This window comes from Kocuria tytonicola (assembly GCF_003687175.1).
Lineage (GTDB): Bacteria > Actinomycetota > Actinomycetes > Actinomycetales > Micrococcaceae > Kocuria > Kocuria tytonicola.
Genome location: NZ_RDEX01000002.1, coordinates 241,651 through 258,499 on the forward strand (window position 1 = coordinate 241,651; position 16,849 = coordinate 258,499).

Annotated in this window: 12 protein-coding genes and 1 tRNA gene; 12 read left to right on the forward strand and 1 reads right to left on the reverse strand. The window is 68.6% G+C overall.

Translation table 11 applies throughout. The features are described from left to right. Nucleotides 1-203: 203 nt before the first annotated feature. From EAE32_RS09295 to EAE32_RS09350, 11 genes are all read left to right on the forward strand, one after another. On the forward strand, nt 204-1,586 hold the full coding sequence (locus tag EAE32_RS09295) for a glycine--tRNA ligase (RefSeq protein ID WP_121864966.1): 1,383 nt from the start codon (nt 204-206) through the stop codon (nt 1,584-1,586). A gap of 4 nt (nt 1,587-1,590) precedes the next feature. Further along, complete coding sequence (locus EAE32_RS09300) at nt 1,591-2,556, forward strand: GNAT family N-acetyltransferase (protein ID WP_121864967.1); 966 nt, start codon at nt 1,591-1,593, stop codon at nt 2,554-2,556. A gap of 194 nt (nt 2,557-2,750) precedes the next feature. Beyond that, nucleotides 2,751-3,545: a CPBP family intramembrane glutamic endopeptidase gene (locus EAE32_RS09305; protein WP_165860492.1), complete on the forward strand. Its 795-nt coding sequence runs from the start codon at nt 2,751-2,753 to the stop codon at nt 3,543-3,545. A 320-nt stretch (nt 3,546-3,865) separates the two neighbouring features. Beyond that, complete coding sequence (locus EAE32_RS09310; protein ID WP_121864969.1) at nt 3,866-5,287, forward strand: sugar porter family MFS transporter; 1,422 nt, start codon at nt 3,866-3,868, stop codon at nt 5,285-5,287. Between the two features lie 55 nt (nt 5,288-5,342). After that, nucleotides 5,343-6,707 (forward strand): galactokinase, encoded by a 1,365-nt coding sequence (locus EAE32_RS09315; protein WP_121864970.1) that lies wholly within the window; start codon nt 5,343-5,345, stop codon nt 6,705-6,707. A gap of 21 nt (nt 6,708-6,728) precedes the next feature. Further along, a complete protein-coding gene (locus EAE32_RS09320; RefSeq protein ID WP_121864971.1) occupies nt 6,729-7,541 on the forward strand; it encodes a tetratricopeptide repeat protein in 813 nt (270 codons plus the stop codon). 122 nt (nt 7,542-7,663) lie between these two features. Continuing rightward, nucleotides 7,664-8,854, forward strand: coding sequence for a tRNA dihydrouridine synthase DusB (gene dusB, locus EAE32_RS09325; RefSeq protein WP_121864972.1), 1,191 nt, complete (start codon nt 7,664-7,666; stop codon nt 8,852-8,854). Between the two features lie 5 nt (nt 8,855-8,859). Continuing rightward, nucleotides 8,860-10,179, forward strand: a complete 1,320-nt coding sequence (locus tag EAE32_RS09330; protein WP_121864973.1) for a deoxyguanosinetriphosphate triphosphohydrolase — start codon at nt 8,860-8,862, stop codon at nt 10,177-10,179. Between the two features lie 68 nt (nt 10,180-10,247). Beyond that, entirely contained in the window at nt 10,248-12,251 is a 2,004-nt protein-coding gene (gene dnaG / locus EAE32_RS09335) for a DNA primase (protein WP_121864974.1), read from the forward strand. Between the two features lie 148 nt (nt 12,252-12,399). After that, nucleotides 12,400-12,475: transfer RNA gene (locus tag EAE32_RS09340), tRNA-Asn, on the forward strand. 975 nt (nt 12,476-13,450) lie between these two features. Beyond that, a complete protein-coding gene (locus EAE32_RS09350; protein ID WP_121864976.1) occupies nt 13,451-13,642 on the forward strand; it encodes a hypothetical protein in 192 nt (63 codons plus the stop codon). Nucleotides 13,643-13,890: 248 nt separating this feature from the next. Here the strand turns inward: EAE32_RS09350 and EAE32_RS11815 are convergent, their stop codons facing one another. Continuing rightward, nucleotides 13,891-14,055 (reverse strand): hypothetical protein, encoded by a 165-nt coding sequence (locus tag EAE32_RS11815; RefSeq protein WP_165860493.1) that lies wholly within the window; start codon nt 14,053-14,055, stop codon nt 13,891-13,893. A 763-nt stretch (nt 14,056-14,818) separates the two neighbouring features. On the opposite strand from EAE32_RS11815, the gene EAE32_RS09355 reads away from it, so the two are divergent. After that, nucleotides 14,819-15,550: a recombinase family protein gene (locus tag EAE32_RS09355; RefSeq protein WP_121864977.1), complete on the forward strand. Its 732-nt coding sequence runs from the start codon at nt 14,819-14,821 to the stop codon at nt 15,548-15,550. Nucleotides 15,551-16,849 lie beyond the last annotated feature (1,299 nt).

Genomic DNA, 16,849 nt, shown 5'->3' on the forward strand with positions numbered 1-16,849 from the left:
AGCATCCGAACGGACTGAGCGGCGGGCGGTGCGCGCGGGAGTCCGCCGTGCGGCGTCGTCGTGCGCGGGGGTTAGGTCCGGCCTGCGGAACCTCGCTACCCTGGAGCGGAACGGCTCTGCCCGCGCGGGTCGAGAGCCTGAGCCCACCGATCCCCACGCGCGAGCCCTCGCGAGGCCCGCGCGAGAAACGGAAGTGAGACCGCATGGCCCCGAAATCCACCCTGGACAATGTCATCTCCCTGGCCAAGCGCCGGGGCTTCGTGTTCCAGGCGGGTGAGATCTACGGCGGTTCGCGCTCCGCGTGGGACTACGGGCCCCTGGGTGCGGAGCTGAAGGAGAACATCAAGCGCGAGTGGTGGCAGACCTTCGTGCGTGGCCGCGCGGACATGGTGGGCCTGGACTCCTCGATCATCCTGCCGTCCGCGGTGTGGCAGGCCTCCGGGCACGTGGAGACGTTCACGGACCCCCTGGTGGAGTCCCTGCACACCCACAAGCGCTACCGTGCGGACCACCTGCTGGAGGCGTACGAGGCCAAGCACGGGCACCCGCCGGTCAACGGGCTGGCGGACGTCAAGGACCCGGAGACCGGCCAGGACGGCAAGTGGACCGAGCCGCAGCAGTTCTCCGGTCTGATGAAGACCTTCCTGGGCCCCGTGGACAACGAGGAGGGCAAGCACTTCCTGCGCCCGGAGACCGCCCAGGGCATCTTCGTGAACTTCCTCAACGTGGTCACCGCCGCCCGCAAGAAGCCGCCGTTCGGCATCGGACAGATCGGCAAGGCGTTCCGCAACGAGATCACCCCCGGCAACTTCATCTTCCGCACGCGCGAGTTCGAGCAGATGGAGATCGAGTACTTCATCCACCCGGACGAGGCCACGCAGTACTTCGACGAGTGGGTCGAGGCGTGCTGGAACTGGTTCGTGGACCTGGGCGTGAACCCGGACAACATGCGCCGCTACGACGTCCCCGAGAACGACCGCGCGCACTACTCGGACGGCACCATCGACATCGAGTACCGCTTCGGCTTCCAGGGCTCCGAGTGGGGTGAGCTGATGGGCGTGGCCAACCGCACGGACTTCGACCTCAGCAACCACACCGAGGCCTCCGGAACCAAGATGCAGTACTTCGACCAGGCCTCCGGCGAGCGCTACACCCCGTACGTCATCGAGCCGTCCTTCGGGCTGACCCGCTCCATGATGGCGTTCCTGGTGGATGCGTACGTGGAGGACGAGGCGCCCAACACCAAGGGCGGTGTGGACACCCGCACTGTGCTGCGCCTGGACCCCCGCCTGGCCCCGGTCAAGGCCGCCGTGCTGCCGCTGTCCAAGAAGGAGGACCTGCGCCCCGACGCGCAGAACCTGGACGCCGAGCTGCGCCGCCGCTGGAACATCGACTACGACGACGCCGGGGCCATCGGGCGCCGCTACCGTCGCCAGGACGAGATCGGCACCCCGTTCTGCATCACCGTGGACTTCGACACCCTGGAGGACCAGGCCGTGACCATCCGCTCCCGGGACGAGATGACCCAGGAGCGCGTGGGCCTGGACCGCGTGCAGCAGTACCTGGCCGAGCGCCTGGAGAAGTGAGCGCATGAGCATCGACTACCGCCTCTGGCAGGAGGACGACGACCTCCGCCTGCTGGAACTGTGGCCCGACGCCGAGTCCGCGCCCGTCCAGGCGTTCCGTGCCCGGCTCGGTGCTGAGGACCACAGCGGCTTCTCCACGACGCTGGTGGCCACCGACGACGACGTCCCGGTCGCCGCGGGGGTCTGCTACGCCTCCGCGTGGCACCCGCAGCGGCTGTGGCTGTTCGTGGAGGTGGCCCCGGACCACCGCCACGAGGGCATCGGGCGGGAACTGGTGTCCCGGCTGCGGGCAGCGGCCCGTGAGGCCGGTGCTCCCGTCGAGGCCCTGCGCACGCGCATGACCCCGGGCTCCACAGGGGAGGGCTTCGCCCGCTCCCTCGGGTTCGTGGACACCATGCGCTCGCGCGTGGTCCGCGTGGACGCCGGCGCCCTGCCGCAGCCCACGATGGGCAAGAACGCCGACGGCTCGGACGCCGAGTCCGTGGCGGACCTCGCGACCGGTTCGGTGGAGCTCACCCGGGCCGTGGAGGCCTTCTACCGTGCGGTGCACGAGTGGGATCCCGTGGGGGACGTGAGCATCGGGGCGGTCAACAAGCAGTTCCTCTCGGACACCGCCGGGGCCTACGGCGCGGTGGTGCTGCGGCGCACGGTGGACGGTACGGAGGGGAAGGGCCCGATCGGTGCTTTCGCCGTGAGCTACCGCCCGTTCGACCCCGCCAACCCGCACGACGAGCCCCTGCCGAACGAGGTGGCGGACGTGCTGCTGGGCTACGTCCCCGGGACGGCCGGCGCCACCCCGGAGCAGTCCGGTGCCGCACTGGAGACCCTGCTGGCGCTGCTCGTGAGCGACTACCCGGTGGAGATCCAGGTGGACGACTCCATGGGCCCGCTGGTGGCCGTGGTGGACAACCTCCTGGCCGCCGGGGTGGCACGGGTGGTCACGGAGACCGAGACCCTGGTCCTGGACTAGGTGTCACGATGGATCCCCATCGCCCTTTCCCTCGAAGAGGAGGGCATGGGCCCACCAATACTGCCGCTACTCGAAAGGGAATCATGTCCTCCGCGTCCTCGCCTCGTCATGAAATCACGTCAAGATCTCCGGGATCCTGCTCACCTCCCCTGATCCTGCAGGGAATGAAGGAGGCACGGCGTCCTACTGGGCCAGTGGTCGGACTCCTCGTCGCAGGCCTGGCGATGCTTGGCCAGTTCGTCTTTCTGCCGCTGCTGATGGTTGACGACACTCCGCCTCAGTCGATGATCGCTCAGCTCGGCCTCACCGTCCCGTTCCTGGGCTGGGCACTGGCCCTGCTGGCATGGGTGAAGTTCAAGGAGAAACGCTCGATTCGCAGTGTCGGGTTGACCGCTGGAGCATTCCGCGGTCTCCTCGTGGGCAGCCTGGTGGGATTCGGCATGACCGCCATCGTCGTGGCTGTCAATCTGATCGCAGGAACCGCCACTCTCGGATCCTTCTCCTGGGGCGCGCTCGGAGGTGTTCTCATCGTCCTCGTCGGATTCGCGATCCAGAGCTCCACCGAGGAGATCGTGTTCCGGGGGTACCTCAGTCAGGCCCTCGCCCGCTGGGGTGCACCTGCTGCGTTCCTCCTCCAGGCAGTCGTGTTCTCGGCCCTGCACAGCTCGAACGGTGGAGCAACCTTTGTGACGGTGCTCAATCTCTTCCTCTTCGCCACTTTCCTGGCGGCTTGGACGTATGTCACCGGCAACCTGTGGGCCGCGTGTGCCTGGCACACCGTGTGGAACTGGGCGCAGGGGAACATCTGGGGAGCGGCTGTGTCGAACAACCCCTTCGCAACTCGGATGGCGCACTACTCCACGGTGGACGGGTCTCCGAGCTGGCTCACCGGCGGCGGTTTTGGTTTCGAGGGCTCCGTGGTTGCCACGGTGATGTTTGCCGCAGCCACCGTCTACCTTCTTGTCCGGCACCGTCGCGCTCGTTCCTGACGCCCGCCCATCAGACCCGTCGTTGAAGACTGCCTCGCCAGACCCAGTATGAAAGGTGGCGGGAATGTGCTGCGGCGGGTTGGGGAGTGGGTCATGGCAATACCTTGATCCTCTACCCAGCTGCGGGGGAGGTGCACGCGGGGACCGCGTGCTCCCGACGAATATCGGGCACCCCTAGCACCTGCCGCGAAGGCCCTCCCTCCGAGCACTCGGCGGGAGGGCCTTCGCATGCGCGGCCTGCCCGAGCACCGCCCCACCCCCGCGCATGTGCTTTCCGCGGTGAGGACCGTGGTATGACGTTCACGGACGAAAGGACTTCCATGACCGGCTCCCAGGTGACACCCCGCTCGGACCGCGCGGCCTCTCCACCCGACACCCAGCCCCTGAACGGGCGGCTGCGGCTGATCGCCACCGTGGCCACGTTCGGCGGGCTGCTGTTCGGCTACGACACCGGCGTGATCAACGGCGCTCTGCCCTCCCTGGTCACGGATCTGCGGCTCACTCCGTTGCTGGAGGGGCTGGTCGCCTCCATCCTGCCGTTCGGCGCGGCCTGGGGCGCGGCGTTCGGTGGGCGGTTCGCGGACCGTTTCGGGCGGCGTCGTGTGCTCACGGTGCTCGCGGTGCTGTTCGTGGCCGCGACGCTCGGCTGCGCACTCGCCCCCTCGGTGGGGGTGCTCGTGGCGTTCCGTGCGGTGCTGGGACTGGCCGTGGGTGCGTCGTCGGTGATCGTGCCCGTGTTCCTCGCGGAGCTGGCACCCGCCCACCTGCGCGGGCGGGTGGTGGCCCAGAACGAGCTGATGATCGTGGGTGGGCAGGCGCTCGCGTTCGTCTTCAACGCGGGTCTGGCGACGGCGTTCGGGCACGTCCCGCACGTGTGGCGCTACATGCTGGTGCTCGCCACGGTGCCCGCGCTGGTGCTGTGGGTGGGGATGACCGTGGTGCCGGAGTCCCCGCGCTGGCTGGCCCGCCGCGGCCGCCTGGACGAGATGGTGCGGGTGCTCCAGCGCATCCGGCAGCACGCCTACACCGCGGACGAGGCCGAGGGCGTGCGGGAGCTCGCCGCGCAGGACGCGGACCGTCCCGCCGCCGGTGTGCTGGACCTCGTGCGCGTGCCGTGGATCCGCGGCATCTTCGGGATCGGTGCGGCCATGGCCGTGATCAACCAGATCTCCGGGATCAACGCCATCCAGTACTACGGCGTGACCGTGCTGCAGGACTCGGGCTTCGGCGGCAACGGGGCGTTCTACGCGAACATCATCCCCGGGTTCGTGGGCGTGGCCGCCGTGGCGCTCGCCATGGTGCTGCTCAAGCACGTGGGCCGGCGCCCGCTGCTGCTCACCGGGCTGGCGGGGACCATCACCTCGCTGACCGCGTTCGCGCTGTGCTACCTGCTGATCCCCGAGGACAGCGCTGCCCGGCCGTGGGCGGTGCTCGCGTGCATCGTGGTGTTCGTGGGCTTCGAGCAGTGCTGCGTGGGAACCGTCACGTGGCTGTACATGTCCGAGATCTTCCCGCTGTCCGTGCGCGGGGTGGGAATGGGCGCGTGCGCGTGGTTGCTGTGGATGATGACGTTCGTGGTGGGGCTGACCTTCCCCCTGCTCACGGACGCCCTGGGGGTGGGGTACACGGTGTTGATCTTCGTGGCCCTGCAGCTCGTGGCGCTCGTGTGGGTGCACCGTGTGGCCCCGGAGACCAAGGACCGCACCCTGGAGGAGCTGGAGCAGCACTTCCGCGGCGCGTAGGGGACAATGGTCTGTCGCCCCGCACCACCCGATCCACCACGTGAGGAAACCGTCCGTGTCCTGTGAAGCCAGCGTCGTCGCCCCGCCGGAGGAAGCCGGGTGCCCGCAGTGGGTGCCCCAGCCGGACGTCGCCGCCCGGGCACGGGAGCTGGGCGAGCGCTTCGAGCGGGCCTACGGCCGCGCACCGGCGGGGGTGTGGGCCGCGCCCGGGCGCGCCAACCTCATGGGGGAGTACATCGACTTCTCGGGCGGGATGTGCCTGCCGTTCGCGCACCAGTACGTGACCCTCACCGCCGCCGCACCGCGCACGGACGGGGTGCTGCGGGCGCTGTCCCTGCAGGACGCGGACGAGTCCGTGGCGGACCACCGGCTGCGGGAGACCCGCGTGGCGCAGATCGCCCCCGGGGGGATCAGCGGCTGGTTCGGGTACGCCGCCGGCGTCGCCTGGGGCATGAACCGTGTGGCCGCGGGCGCCTCCGCGCACCCGGTGGCCGTACCGGAGCTCACCCTGCCCGCGGAGTTCGGCGCGGACCTCATGGTGGACTCCACCGTGCCCATCGGCGCCGGACTCGCCTCCTCCGCGGCCCTGGAGTGCTCCGTGGCGCTCGCGCTGCACTCGCTGCACACGGGCGAGGACGACCCCGACGACGCCCACCGCCGCGCCCTCGCGCGCGCGTGCATGGATGCCGAGAACTACATCGTGGGCGCCAACACGGGCGGCCTGGACCAGACCGCGTCCCTGCGCTCGCACGCGGGCGAGATGATCGCCCTGGACTGCCGCGACTTCGACGCCACCCACCTGCCCGCCGACCCCTCCGCAGCCGGTCTCACGTGGCTCGCGGTGGACACCCGCGCCCCGCACCGGCTCGCGGACGGCCAGTACAGCTCCCGCCGGGACGAGTGCGAGGCCGCGGCCGCCGTCCTGGGCGTGGCCCGCCTGCGCGACGCCCTGCCGGAGCACCCCACCGAGGACGACGCCGCCACGGTCCTCGAGCACTTCGACGCACTGGTCTCCTCCGGGGCCGCCCTGCGCGGCAACCCGGAAGGTGTGCGGCTGCGGCTGCGCCACTCCTTGACGGAGATGGTCCGCTCGGTGCGCATCGCGGACCAGCTCTCCTCCCCGGACCCGGACTGGTCACTCGTGGGCCGCCTGCTCGTGGCTGGCCACGAGTCCATGCGTCGCGACTGCCAGGTCACCGTCCCCGAGCTCGACGCCGCCGTGACCGCGTGCCTGGACGCCGGCGCCCTGGGCGCCAAGGTGGTGGGCGGCGGCTTCGGCGGCTCGGTGATCGCCCTGGCACCCGCGGATGACGTCGAGGCGCTCGCCGCGTCCGTGTGCGGGTCCTTCGCGGAGCACGGCTTCCGCGACCCCCTGTTCCTCACCCTGATCCCGTCGCCCGCGGGGCGTCGGGTCCGCTAGCACCGTTCCGGGAGTCCCAGAGTGTTCGCAGCCCACACCTCCGCCCGCCGGCTCAAGCGCGGCCTCGCCGCCCGTGAGCGCGGGGACCTCGCCGCGGCCCGGACGCTGTTCGAGGACGCCCTGCGGATCGCCCGGCTGGGGGATGCGTGGTGCGCGGCGGGTGACGCGGCGTCGTCGTGGGGAGATCTGGAGCGCGACGCCGAGAACCTGGCCGGGGCTGAACACCATTACCGGATCGGTGCCGTCCAGTACCGGCGGGCGGAACGCTCCGCGCGCTCGGTGCGGGGACGGGTGCGCTGCCTGGAGGAGCTGGGGGACGTGCTGCTCGGACTCGGACGCCCGTGGGACGCGTACCGCGTGTTCCAGGAGGGCGCCGAGGCCGCTGGTGTGGATCCCCGGGCCGTGGACGTGCGCAGCGCCGGGTTCGTCACGCGCGAGGACCTGCGCTGGACCTCCCACCTGGCCACGGCGGCCCAGGCGGCCGGGCGGCGCAAGCTCGCGGAGGAGCACTACGAGGCGGTGCTGAGCGGGTGCGGGACCCGCCGGGATGCCGCCGGGCAGATCCTGTGCTGGCAGGGACTCGCCGCGCTCGCGCGGGACCGGATGGCCTGGGCCGACGCCGCGCACGCCCTGGAGAACGCCTCGAACCTGTACTCGGCACTGCCGGACCCCGAGGCGCACACGGACGAGTGGGTGGCGTGCCTGCGTGAGCTCGGGGCGGTGTGCAAGACCCTGGGCCGCCGGGACGAGCAGATCCGCGCGTTCAAGCTCGCGGTGCGGCTGGAGCAGATCGCGGCGTCCGGGACCGGGCCCGCGCGTGACGCCACCGTCTGAGACGGCCCGACGGCAGGGCATGCGAGCTCGGGACCGGCCCGTGCGGCGTCGTCGGGGTCCGCGGGGCGGGAGACGCCGCCCAGCGGGAGCGCTGTTGCGGGCAAGTGAGACAATGGCACGCGATGAGCACCGAGACGACTGAGACCGCGGACCGCGAACCGGCCGTGCTGAACCTGAAACCCCTGCACCTGGGCCCCCTGACCGTGGACGTGCCCGTGGTGCTGGCCCCCATGGCCGGGGTGACCAACAAGTCCTTCCGGAAGCTGTGCCGCGAGTACGGCGGGGGACTGTACGTGACCGAGATGGTCACCGCGCGTGCCCTGGTGGAGCGCCGCCCGGAGTCCCTGCGGATCATCCACCACGACCCGGACGAGACCCCGCGCTCCATCCAGATCTACGGTGTGGACGCCGTGAACGTGGGCAAGGCCGTGCGGATGGTCGCGGAGGAGGACCGCGCGGACCACATCGACCTCAACTTCGGTTGCCCGGTGCCCAAGGTCACCAAGCGCGGTGGCGGCTCCGCCCTGCCGTGGAAGACGGACCTGTTCCGCGCGATCGTGAGCACCGCGGTGCGCGAGGCGTCCGTTGCGGACATCCCGGTGACGGTGAAGATGCGCATCGGCATCGACGACGAGCACCAGACCTACCTGGACGCCGGGCGCATGGCGCGCGACGAGGGCGTGGCCGCGGTGGCCCTGCACGGGCGCACCCTGGAGCAGCACTACTCGGGCACCGCGAACTGGGACGCCATCGCCCGGCTGCGGGAGGCCCTGCCGGACATCCCCGTGCTCGGCAACGGGGACATCTTCTCCGCCGAGGACGCGGTGGCCATGGTGGAGCACACGGGCGTGGACGGCGTCGTCGTGGGCCGCGGCTGCCAGGGTCGCCCGTGGCTGTTCGGGGATCTGCAGGCCGCGTTCGAGGGCAGCCCGCGCCGCTTCCGTCCGGGGGTGCGCAAGGTGGCGGACACCGTCTACCGTCACGCGGAGCTGCTCACGGAGGAGTTCGGGGACGAGGCCAAGGGCTGCCGCGAGATCCGCAAGCACGTGTCCTGGTACTTCAAGGGCTACCCCGTGGGCGGGGAGCTGCGCGCGAAGATGGCGCAGGTGCCCACGCTCGCCGCGCTGCGCGAGCTGCTGGACCAGCTGAACCTGGACGCCCCCTATCCCGGTGCGGACGTGGAGGGGCCCCGCGGGCGCGCGGGCTCGCCCAAGAAGCCGCACCTGCCGGACGGCTGGCTGTCCTCGCGGATCCTGGGCGACGCCGAACGGCTGGGTCTCGCGGCCGCCGAGCTCGACGTCTCGGGAGGCTGAGCGCCGTGCACACCCCCGACCGGCTGGAGTCCCTGTCTCCCGGCTACACGCCCGCGGACACCGAGCGCTTCGTCACCGAGGACCACCACAACCGCCACCGCAGCCACTTCGAGCGGGACCGCGCGCGTGTGCTGCACAGCTCCGCGCTGCGCCGGCTCGCGGCCAAGACCCAGGTGGTGGACCCGCAGACCTCGGACTTCGTGCGCAACCGCCTCACGCACTCCCTGGAGGTCGCGCAGATCGGGCGGGAACTCGGCAAGGCGCTGGGCTGCGACCCGGACGTGGTGGACGCCGCGTGCCTCTCCCACGACCTCGGCCACCCGCCGTTCGGGCACAACGGGGAGACGGTGCTCGCCCAGCTCACCCGGGGCATCGGGGGCTTCGAGGGCAACGCCCAGACCCTGCGGTTGCTCGTGCGCCTGGAACCCAAGATCATGACGCCCTCGGGGGAGCCCGCCGGGCTCAACCTCACGCGCGCCACGCTGGACGCCACGTGCAAGTACCCGTGGTCCGCCGCGGACGCCCCGCCCCGCGCGGACGGGCGCCCCAACCGCAAGTTCGGCGCGTACCAGGACGACCTCCCGGTGTTCGAGTGGTTCCGAGAGGGCGCGGTGCAGGGCCGCAAGTGCCTGGAGGCCCAGGTGATGGACCTCGCGGACGACATCTCCTACAGCGTGCACGACGTGGAGGACGCCGTGGCCGCCCACGCCCTGCAGCTGGAGCTGCTCGCGGAGCCCACCCAGCGCGGGCGGGTCATCGAGTGCACGCGCGGCTGGTACCTGCCCCAGGCCACGGACGCGGAGCTCGACGCCGCCCTGGCCCGCCTGGAGGCCACCACCGCCTGGGTACCGCGCATGAACGGCACCCGCGCGGACCTCGCGCGGCTCAAGAATATGACGAGTCAGCTGATCGGGCGCTTCGCGATGTCCGCGGTGGCGGCCACCCGGGACGTGGCCGGGGACGACCGGCTCACCCGCTACCGGGCCTCGCTCGTGGTCCCCTGGGAGACCCAGCTGGAGATCGGCGTGCTCAAGGGCATTGCCACGGCGTTCGTGATGACCGTGCGGGACGCCCTGCCCCTGTACGAGAACCAGCACGAGATCCTCACCATCCTGGTGGAAGCCCTCATGGAGACGGACGGGCGGTTCCTGGCCACCGAGTTCGCCGCGGACTGGCGGGAACTGGGGGACGGGCCCGGCGCGGAGGCCGCCCGGCTGCGGCTCGTGGTGGACCAGATCGCGTGCCTCACGGACCACTCGGCCGTGGCGCTGCACGACCGCATCCGGGGCACCAACTGGCGCACCGGGGACAAGCCGCTGTGGTGAGGTGGGGCGCCCTGCACACCCGCCCGAGCGGCGTCGTGCCGGTTTGACGGGGTGCCTAAACTGGCCCAGTGGCCGGACTGATCAAGCGTGAAGACATCGACGAGGTTCGCGCGCGCACGGACATCCGCGAGGTCGTGGAGCAGTACGTCACCCTGAAGCCCGCGGGGATCGGTTCCTACAAGGGGCTCTGCCCGTTCCACGACGAGCGCTCACCGTCCTTCCACGTGCGACCGCAGATGGGCACGTACCACTGCTTCGGCTGCGACGAGTCCGGGGACGTCATCGCGTTCCTCATGGAGATGGACCACACCCCGTTCACGGAGACCGTGGAGCGGCTGGCCGCACGGATCGGCTACGAGCTGCACTACGAGCAGGGCGGGGCGCCCAACCGCGAGGAGGTGGGCCGCCGCCAGCGTCTGCTGGACGCCCACAAGGTGGCCGCCGAGTTCTTCCAGCGCAACCTCTACACCCGTCAGGCCGCCGCCGCCCAGAAGTTCCTGGGGGAGCGGGGCTTCGACCACGCCGCCGCCCGCACCTACGGCATCGGCTACGCACCCCAGGGCTGGTCCCACCTGCTGCACCACCTGCGCAACCAGGGGTTCACGGACCAGGAGCTCAAGCTCACCGGCATGTTCTCGGAGGGCAACCGCGGACTCTACGACCGCTTCCGCGGCCGGCTCATCTGGCCCATCCGCGCGGTGGCCGGGGAGGTGATCGGCTTCGGGGCGCGCAAGCTCTACGAGGACGATCAGGGCCCCAAGTACCTCAACACCCCCGAGACCCAGCTCTACAAGAAGTCCCAGGTGCTCTACGGCATCGACCTGGCCAAGCGGCCCATCGCCAAGACCAAGCAGGTGGTGGTGGTGGAGGGCTACACGGATGTCATGGCGTGCCACCTGGCCGGGATTCCCACCGCGGTGGCCACGTGCGGCACGGCGTTCGGCCCCGAGCACATCAAGATCGTGCGCCGCTTCCTCTCCGACGACTCCGCCGGGGGTGAAGTGGTCTTCACCTTCGACGGCGACGCCGCCGGGCAGAAGGCCGCCCTGCGCGCCTTCCAGGAGGACCAGCGCTTCGTGGCCCAGACCTACGTGGCCGTGGAGCCGCACGGCATGGACCCGTGCGACCTCCGCCTGGCCCGCGGGGATGTGGCCGTGCGGGACCTCGTGGAGACCCGCACCCCGCTGTTCGAGTTCGCGCTGCGGGCCACCATCAAGGAGCACGACGTCAACAGCCTGGAGGGGCGGCTGCGAGCCATGCGGGCGTGCGCGCCCATCGTGGCTCAGATCCGCGACCCCTCCCTGCGCCCGGCCTACGCCCGGGAGCTCTCCGGGTGGCTCGGCATCGAGACGGACGAGGTGATGCGCGCGGTGAGCGCGGCGGCGAAGTCCGCGCAGCGCGGCGGCTCCGGTCCCGCTGGCTCCGGAGCCGGGTCTGCCCCTGGGCCCCGGTCTGCCGGTTCCGGGCACGACGGCGCCCGGTCACGGCAGCAGGGTCACGAACCCGGGCGCGCGGCCGCGGGCGGCACCCAGGGGTCGGCGGGCGCTCACAGTGACACTTCCGAGGAGTCCCAGGGGCCGCGCCCCGTGGAGCTTCCCGATCCCCGGGAGCCGGTGTCCCGCATGGAGCGCGAGGCGCTGGAGGTGGTGCTGCAGGTTCCGGACCTGGTACCGCTGTCCTACTGGGGGCACTTCGACTCCGCGGGGATGACGTACCGGGTGCACCAGGTGATGCACGACGCCGTGGTGGGTGCCCGCGCGGACCTGGGCGAGCAGGTGCAGGGCGGACGCGTGTGGCTGGAGGCCGTGCGGAACCACCTGCCCGAACCGCTGCATGGCTACCTGGCGCAGCTGTCCGTCACGCCGCTGCCCGCAGCCACCGAGCAGCAGATGCGCAACTACGCGGTGGGGGTCATCACCTCGCTCGTGGAGATGCACATCAACCGGGAGAAGTCCGACAAGCTCGCGCACCTCAACCGGCTCAACGCCCAGCGCGAGCCGGACCTCTACCAGCAGCTCAACCGTGAGCTGCTGGACCTGGAGCTGCAGCGGCGCAGCCTCATGGGGGTGTGACTCCGGCCAGCCGCCGGACCGCGGGGCAGCCGGCGCGGCGCACTTGCCAGTGGACGGCCGCCGGGGCGTGGGGGCGCCCGCCCCGGCGATTTGAGGAAGCCCGGCGGGGGCTGTAAAGTATCGTCTCGTTGCGCAGCAACATGTGCATTCCCCCGTAGCTCAATTGGCAGAGCATTCGACTGTTAATCGAAGGGTTACTGGTTCGAGTCCAGTCGGGGGAGCCACCGAACCGGGTCTGACCTGCGGAGACGCAAGGCAGGCCCGGTTTTTCATGTCCAGCATCGTGGAGAGCCGGCCGGTTGGTGGACTCTCACCTACGCGCGCCGAGGGCTCCTCACTTCACGTGACCCACGCGTTCGTGTGGTTCCACGCGGCGTCGGTGATCGTGGTGCCCACCGCCTGGTGGAGGTCGCGTTGCTCATGTCGCTGGCTGGGAGCAGGCGTGAAGCAGCGTCACCTGGTCATGCCGTTGGATGACGCCCTGCCGGTAGACGGGTATGAGCGACACACCTGTCGCTTTCACGACGAGGAGAGGGGGCTCTTATTCGGGGGTAACGCGGTGTTCCGTGGGAGGGATGACCAGCTGCTCAACGCCTTGGCAGCACCCTTTGCCCGCCTGGGAGAAATTGAGGGCGGAGCGAGTTACGTAACGTGAGGGAACCACCGGGCGTGGGACATCAAGTAGCGCACCAGGCTCAGAGCCCAACGGAAAGCACTGGGAGCGGTCACCCGAGTAGTTTTATTATGAAATAACAGGCTGCTGGCAATAAGGAAAACTCTGGCCGTTTGGCTATTGACATGTTAGGAGCGTTCTACATATTCGTCACCTTTGGTGGCGGATGCTTGTATCCTTTCGGGTGCTGCTGGCATTCTGGGATTGTCCTGACGGTCCGAGACATTCAGAAGCGAGTGATGAAGCGTGCGTACAACTACCCCACGGGAATTGCCCTCACAGCCGGGGCCGGCGTCAGCGCCTTGGTTGCGGCAATCATGTCTTGGACCGGTGTGGGTGGGGGGAGTCGCCGGTGTGGTTGCCGGAGCATTCGCGGCAGCCGGCGGCATCGCAGGACTGTGCAACTGGAATGACAAGGGGATCTCCATCAAGAAACCCCACGTGGGTCCCGTTGTGTGCTGGCCCCGGTAGTTCCTGATTCGTCTGCTCGTTCACGACGGGTCGACCCTTTGGAAAGGCTTCTGGTATGAAGATCGGATACCCCATCGCCGTTGTTCTGGCTCTGCTTGGCCTGGCGGTGCTCTTGACGGAAGGTTTCGGGGCAGTGGGCAACCCCGTTCCCCTGGCACTGTCGCTGATCGTGGGGTCGCTCGTGGCCACCATGTGGCAGCGCCACCACGACCGCCGAAAACCCGACGAGGAGCACCACAAGCCCTGAGCTCGTCGTGGTGACTCCACGGCAGTTAACCGGTGACCAGCCTGTTCCGGTGGCGCTCGGCCCGCTCTCGAATTGCATTCCGTAGACAAAGAGCACCGTGCGCCACCGGAACGTACAGTCTCGGGCACCTTTTGGCGATTCCGCGCTCACGACTCGTAGCCATCGACGGCTAGTCAATGGACAGGAAAACGAGAATGGTCATCATTTACGGCATCATTGACGAGCAGCGCCAGCGTCGCGCCCACTGGCTAGCCGATCAGGAAATTGACATGGTCAAGGCACGGGAGATTGGCCGTCGGGATGACGAGGCGCACCGTGCCGCGCGTGCGTTCAGGCGCGACCACGGCGCCGAGCTTCTTGCCGACTTCTGGCTCGGTGCGTGGAATGGGCGTGAGCTGATCGGCGTCGTCCACTCCGCACCTCCAGTGAGCACCGGCTCCCGCCTGGTTCCTTACGCACGTCTCGATGCGCGTCTGCCGAGGGCATTGACCCCGAAGGGGCATGTGAAACCTTTCACGGGCAATGTGTTGCTTGGGGAGATTGCCGTTGACCCTGAACACGGGGCCAGGGGATCGGGAGGCGAGTTTTCAAAGCGGTGTTGGCAGAAGCGCAGGACTGGTCCGTGCGAAACTTATGCGCCGCGGCCACTTTCAAGGGCGCAGCCGAGTTCTTGCGTTCGGTTGACATGGATATCCAACCGGCGGGGGGAACCTCTTCATCCCTCTCACGCAGACGGGCTGAAAACCAGCATGAGGCACGAGTGGGCACACGTTTGGTGGGCAACGGCTACCCCATAAGCCACCAGCACTACGAGCAACTTCGAGGGATTGCGTCGTTGCCTCGAACGCGGGGACACCGGGGCATCGCCATGGATCAGCCCCGGCACGGACAGGAGAGGCCGGGGCTGATTCGCGTGGCAAGCAACGGTGGATCTCCGCCTGTTTGCTGACAGATGGATCCTCGACGCAAATTTTTGACGCCCTGCGCGCCCCTCGGGACCTCCAACTGGTTCCGTGTGACACTGTCAATAAACCGAGCGATCTTCTACACATCGCCCCGTTGCACGACGGCAGGGAGGTGGGGGAGGGGTACCCGTGAGGATTGGATACGCGCGGGTCAGTACCGTGACCAGAAAGGATCCCTGGCCGGGCAGGACGCGGCACTGGAGGCTGCCGGGTGCTCCAGGATGTTGCACGACCGGCTCAGCGGTGCGGGGGGCGGATCACCCCCGGGCTGGCTGAGGTGTTGGGTTACCTGTGTAATGGTGAGGACATCCTCGTGGTCGCTTGGTTGGGACGGTCGCTGGCAGATGCGCTGCGCACGGTGCAGGAGCTCGCTGATCGCGGCATCGGGCTGGAAGCCCTGGACGTGCACCTGAATACCTCTACGGCGTCGGGGAAGATGATGCTCACTCTGGCCGAGTGGGAACGGGACCTGCTGCGCGAACGCACGATGGAAGGCGTGGCCCGTGCACGGGTCGCGGGCCGGCGCCCAGAACCGAAACCAAAGCTGGACGAGGAGCGAACCGCAGCTGTGCGCGCGGCGGTGGCAGGTGGTCGGCCTGCGGCCGCTGTAGCGCGCGTTCGGGGTCAGCCGGCCGACGATATACAAGGGCTTGCAGACGGTGAAAGGGCGGTAAGGATGAGCGGGCACGCGACGAGCAGCACGGGTCACAGCGAGCTCCGCACGAGCGTGGGGGAGGCCGTGGGGCGAGCGCAGGCGGAACTGGCGACTTATCTGCAGGTACCGGAGAACGCAGTACGGGACCTGGCGCGGCTCGAGGGGGCACCCAACGCGAGTGCGTCGGCGAGCACCACATGGCGCGGGCTCACAGCGTTGGCGGATTACACGCGGGACGTGCGCGAGCGAGGTTTCACCCGTGCTCTAGTGAAGCGGCTGGACCAGTGAGAAAGAGAAGAATACCCGACTGGGGTAAAAGCATCATCCTTGCATTGCTCACGGCATTGTCAGCCATTTGCACCGGGCTTTTCCGTATTTGGCCTCCAGGAACAACCCTGGACATAAGGGAGGACTGCGCCAAGCGTGGTGTTCGGCTGGAACCCATGTTTGACAGATACAAGTTGGACAACAATATATATCCCATCTCGGTGCACTGCAACGCGGTAGATGACATTGTCCCCGTGTGGGTGAATGCCGTATACGTTCTTTACATGACTGTCACGGTGGTTTTTGCATTGTTCCTGCTGTACTACCTGTACCGCTCCGTTCGAAACCTTTCCCATGGAAAAAACACTCGCTACTCTTGCGATCTCGCGTAAAACTTTTATTTTGCCAACACTGCTGGCAGCCACCATGGCTCTATGTGCCCCGCCACCAGCGTTTTCCGCCACCCTTGGACTGTCTAGGGAGCTATGAAACGAGGTTCCTGAGGTCAGGCTACTTCTACCAACGGGTGGCCTGTCATCACCGACGCCGAGGGGTACCCTCCCAAAGGGACCAATCCAAACCTTCGGCTGGCCAGTCCTCTGGTAGCCGCATTCTTGGTTCATGTGCCCGGCGGTATCACTGTGAGATACAACAGCTATCCAATGGAGACCTGACTTCGCACATTACCGAGCGGAATGTTGGTCATGGTTTCAAAACTGCGCCGGACGGGGGGGGGGTGGGGGGATATCGGCCAGCCGGCGTTTGCCTCGGGAGACTGAAAAACGCAGGTGCGTGCAACAGCCCAACCTGAGTAGAGGAATCAGTGCCTGAGGTCCACAGCTTCAGATTGCGTGTGCCTATCTTTGCTGGAGCCCTCTGGTGAGTACAGGACTGACCAATTTTGCCCTTGAGGCTTTGGCTGTGAGTGTCCCGCTGCGAGACACTTTTCGATCTCTCATCGTGGGGCACGAAGAGGCGAGATGACGAACTTCGAATGCACGCGCATGGTGTTCATGGTGGCGCGGGAACAAGCAAACGCAGCCGCAGATTTTGAGCGGCACACTCGGCGCACTGCGATCCGTGATGCACGCGAAGCGGGTATGTCAAACAGGGAAGCTGCCGTGCACCCCGCGTCCCGAAATTCACCGTAGAGGGCAGCGCCTCCTAGCTGGGCACGGGGTCTGGGTGCCACTCGCGGTCCTACATGGTGCGGGAAGCCGAGGGCATGGGCCGTCCCAGCGCGGTCACCTCCGCGGACACGTCGGGTATGGGGCCGCGGTCGAACTTGCCACCGCCTGGGGTGATCATCTGCACGTGGGA

What these genes read in the sequence shown, in the direction of transcription:
- EAE32_RS09295 (WP_121864966.1), top strand. Translation starts at nt 204, where the DNA reads ATGGCCCCGAAATCCACCCTGGACAATGTCATCTCCCTGGCCAAGCGC.
- EAE32_RS09300 (WP_121864967.1), top strand. Translation starts at nt 1,591, where the DNA reads ATGAGCATCGACTACCGCCTCTGGCAGGAGGACGACGACCTCCGCCTG.
- EAE32_RS09310 (WP_121864969.1), top strand. Translation starts at nt 3,866, where the DNA reads ATGACCGGCTCCCAGGTGACACCCCGCTCGGACCGCGCGGCCTCTCCA.
- dusB (WP_121864972.1), top strand. Translation starts at nt 7,664, where the DNA reads ATGAGCACCGAGACGACTGAGACCGCGGACCGCGAACCGGCCGTGCTG.
- EAE32_RS09350 (WP_121864976.1), top strand. Translation starts at nt 13,451, where the DNA reads ATGAAGATCGGATACCCCATCGCCGTTGTTCTGGCTCTGCTTGGCCTG.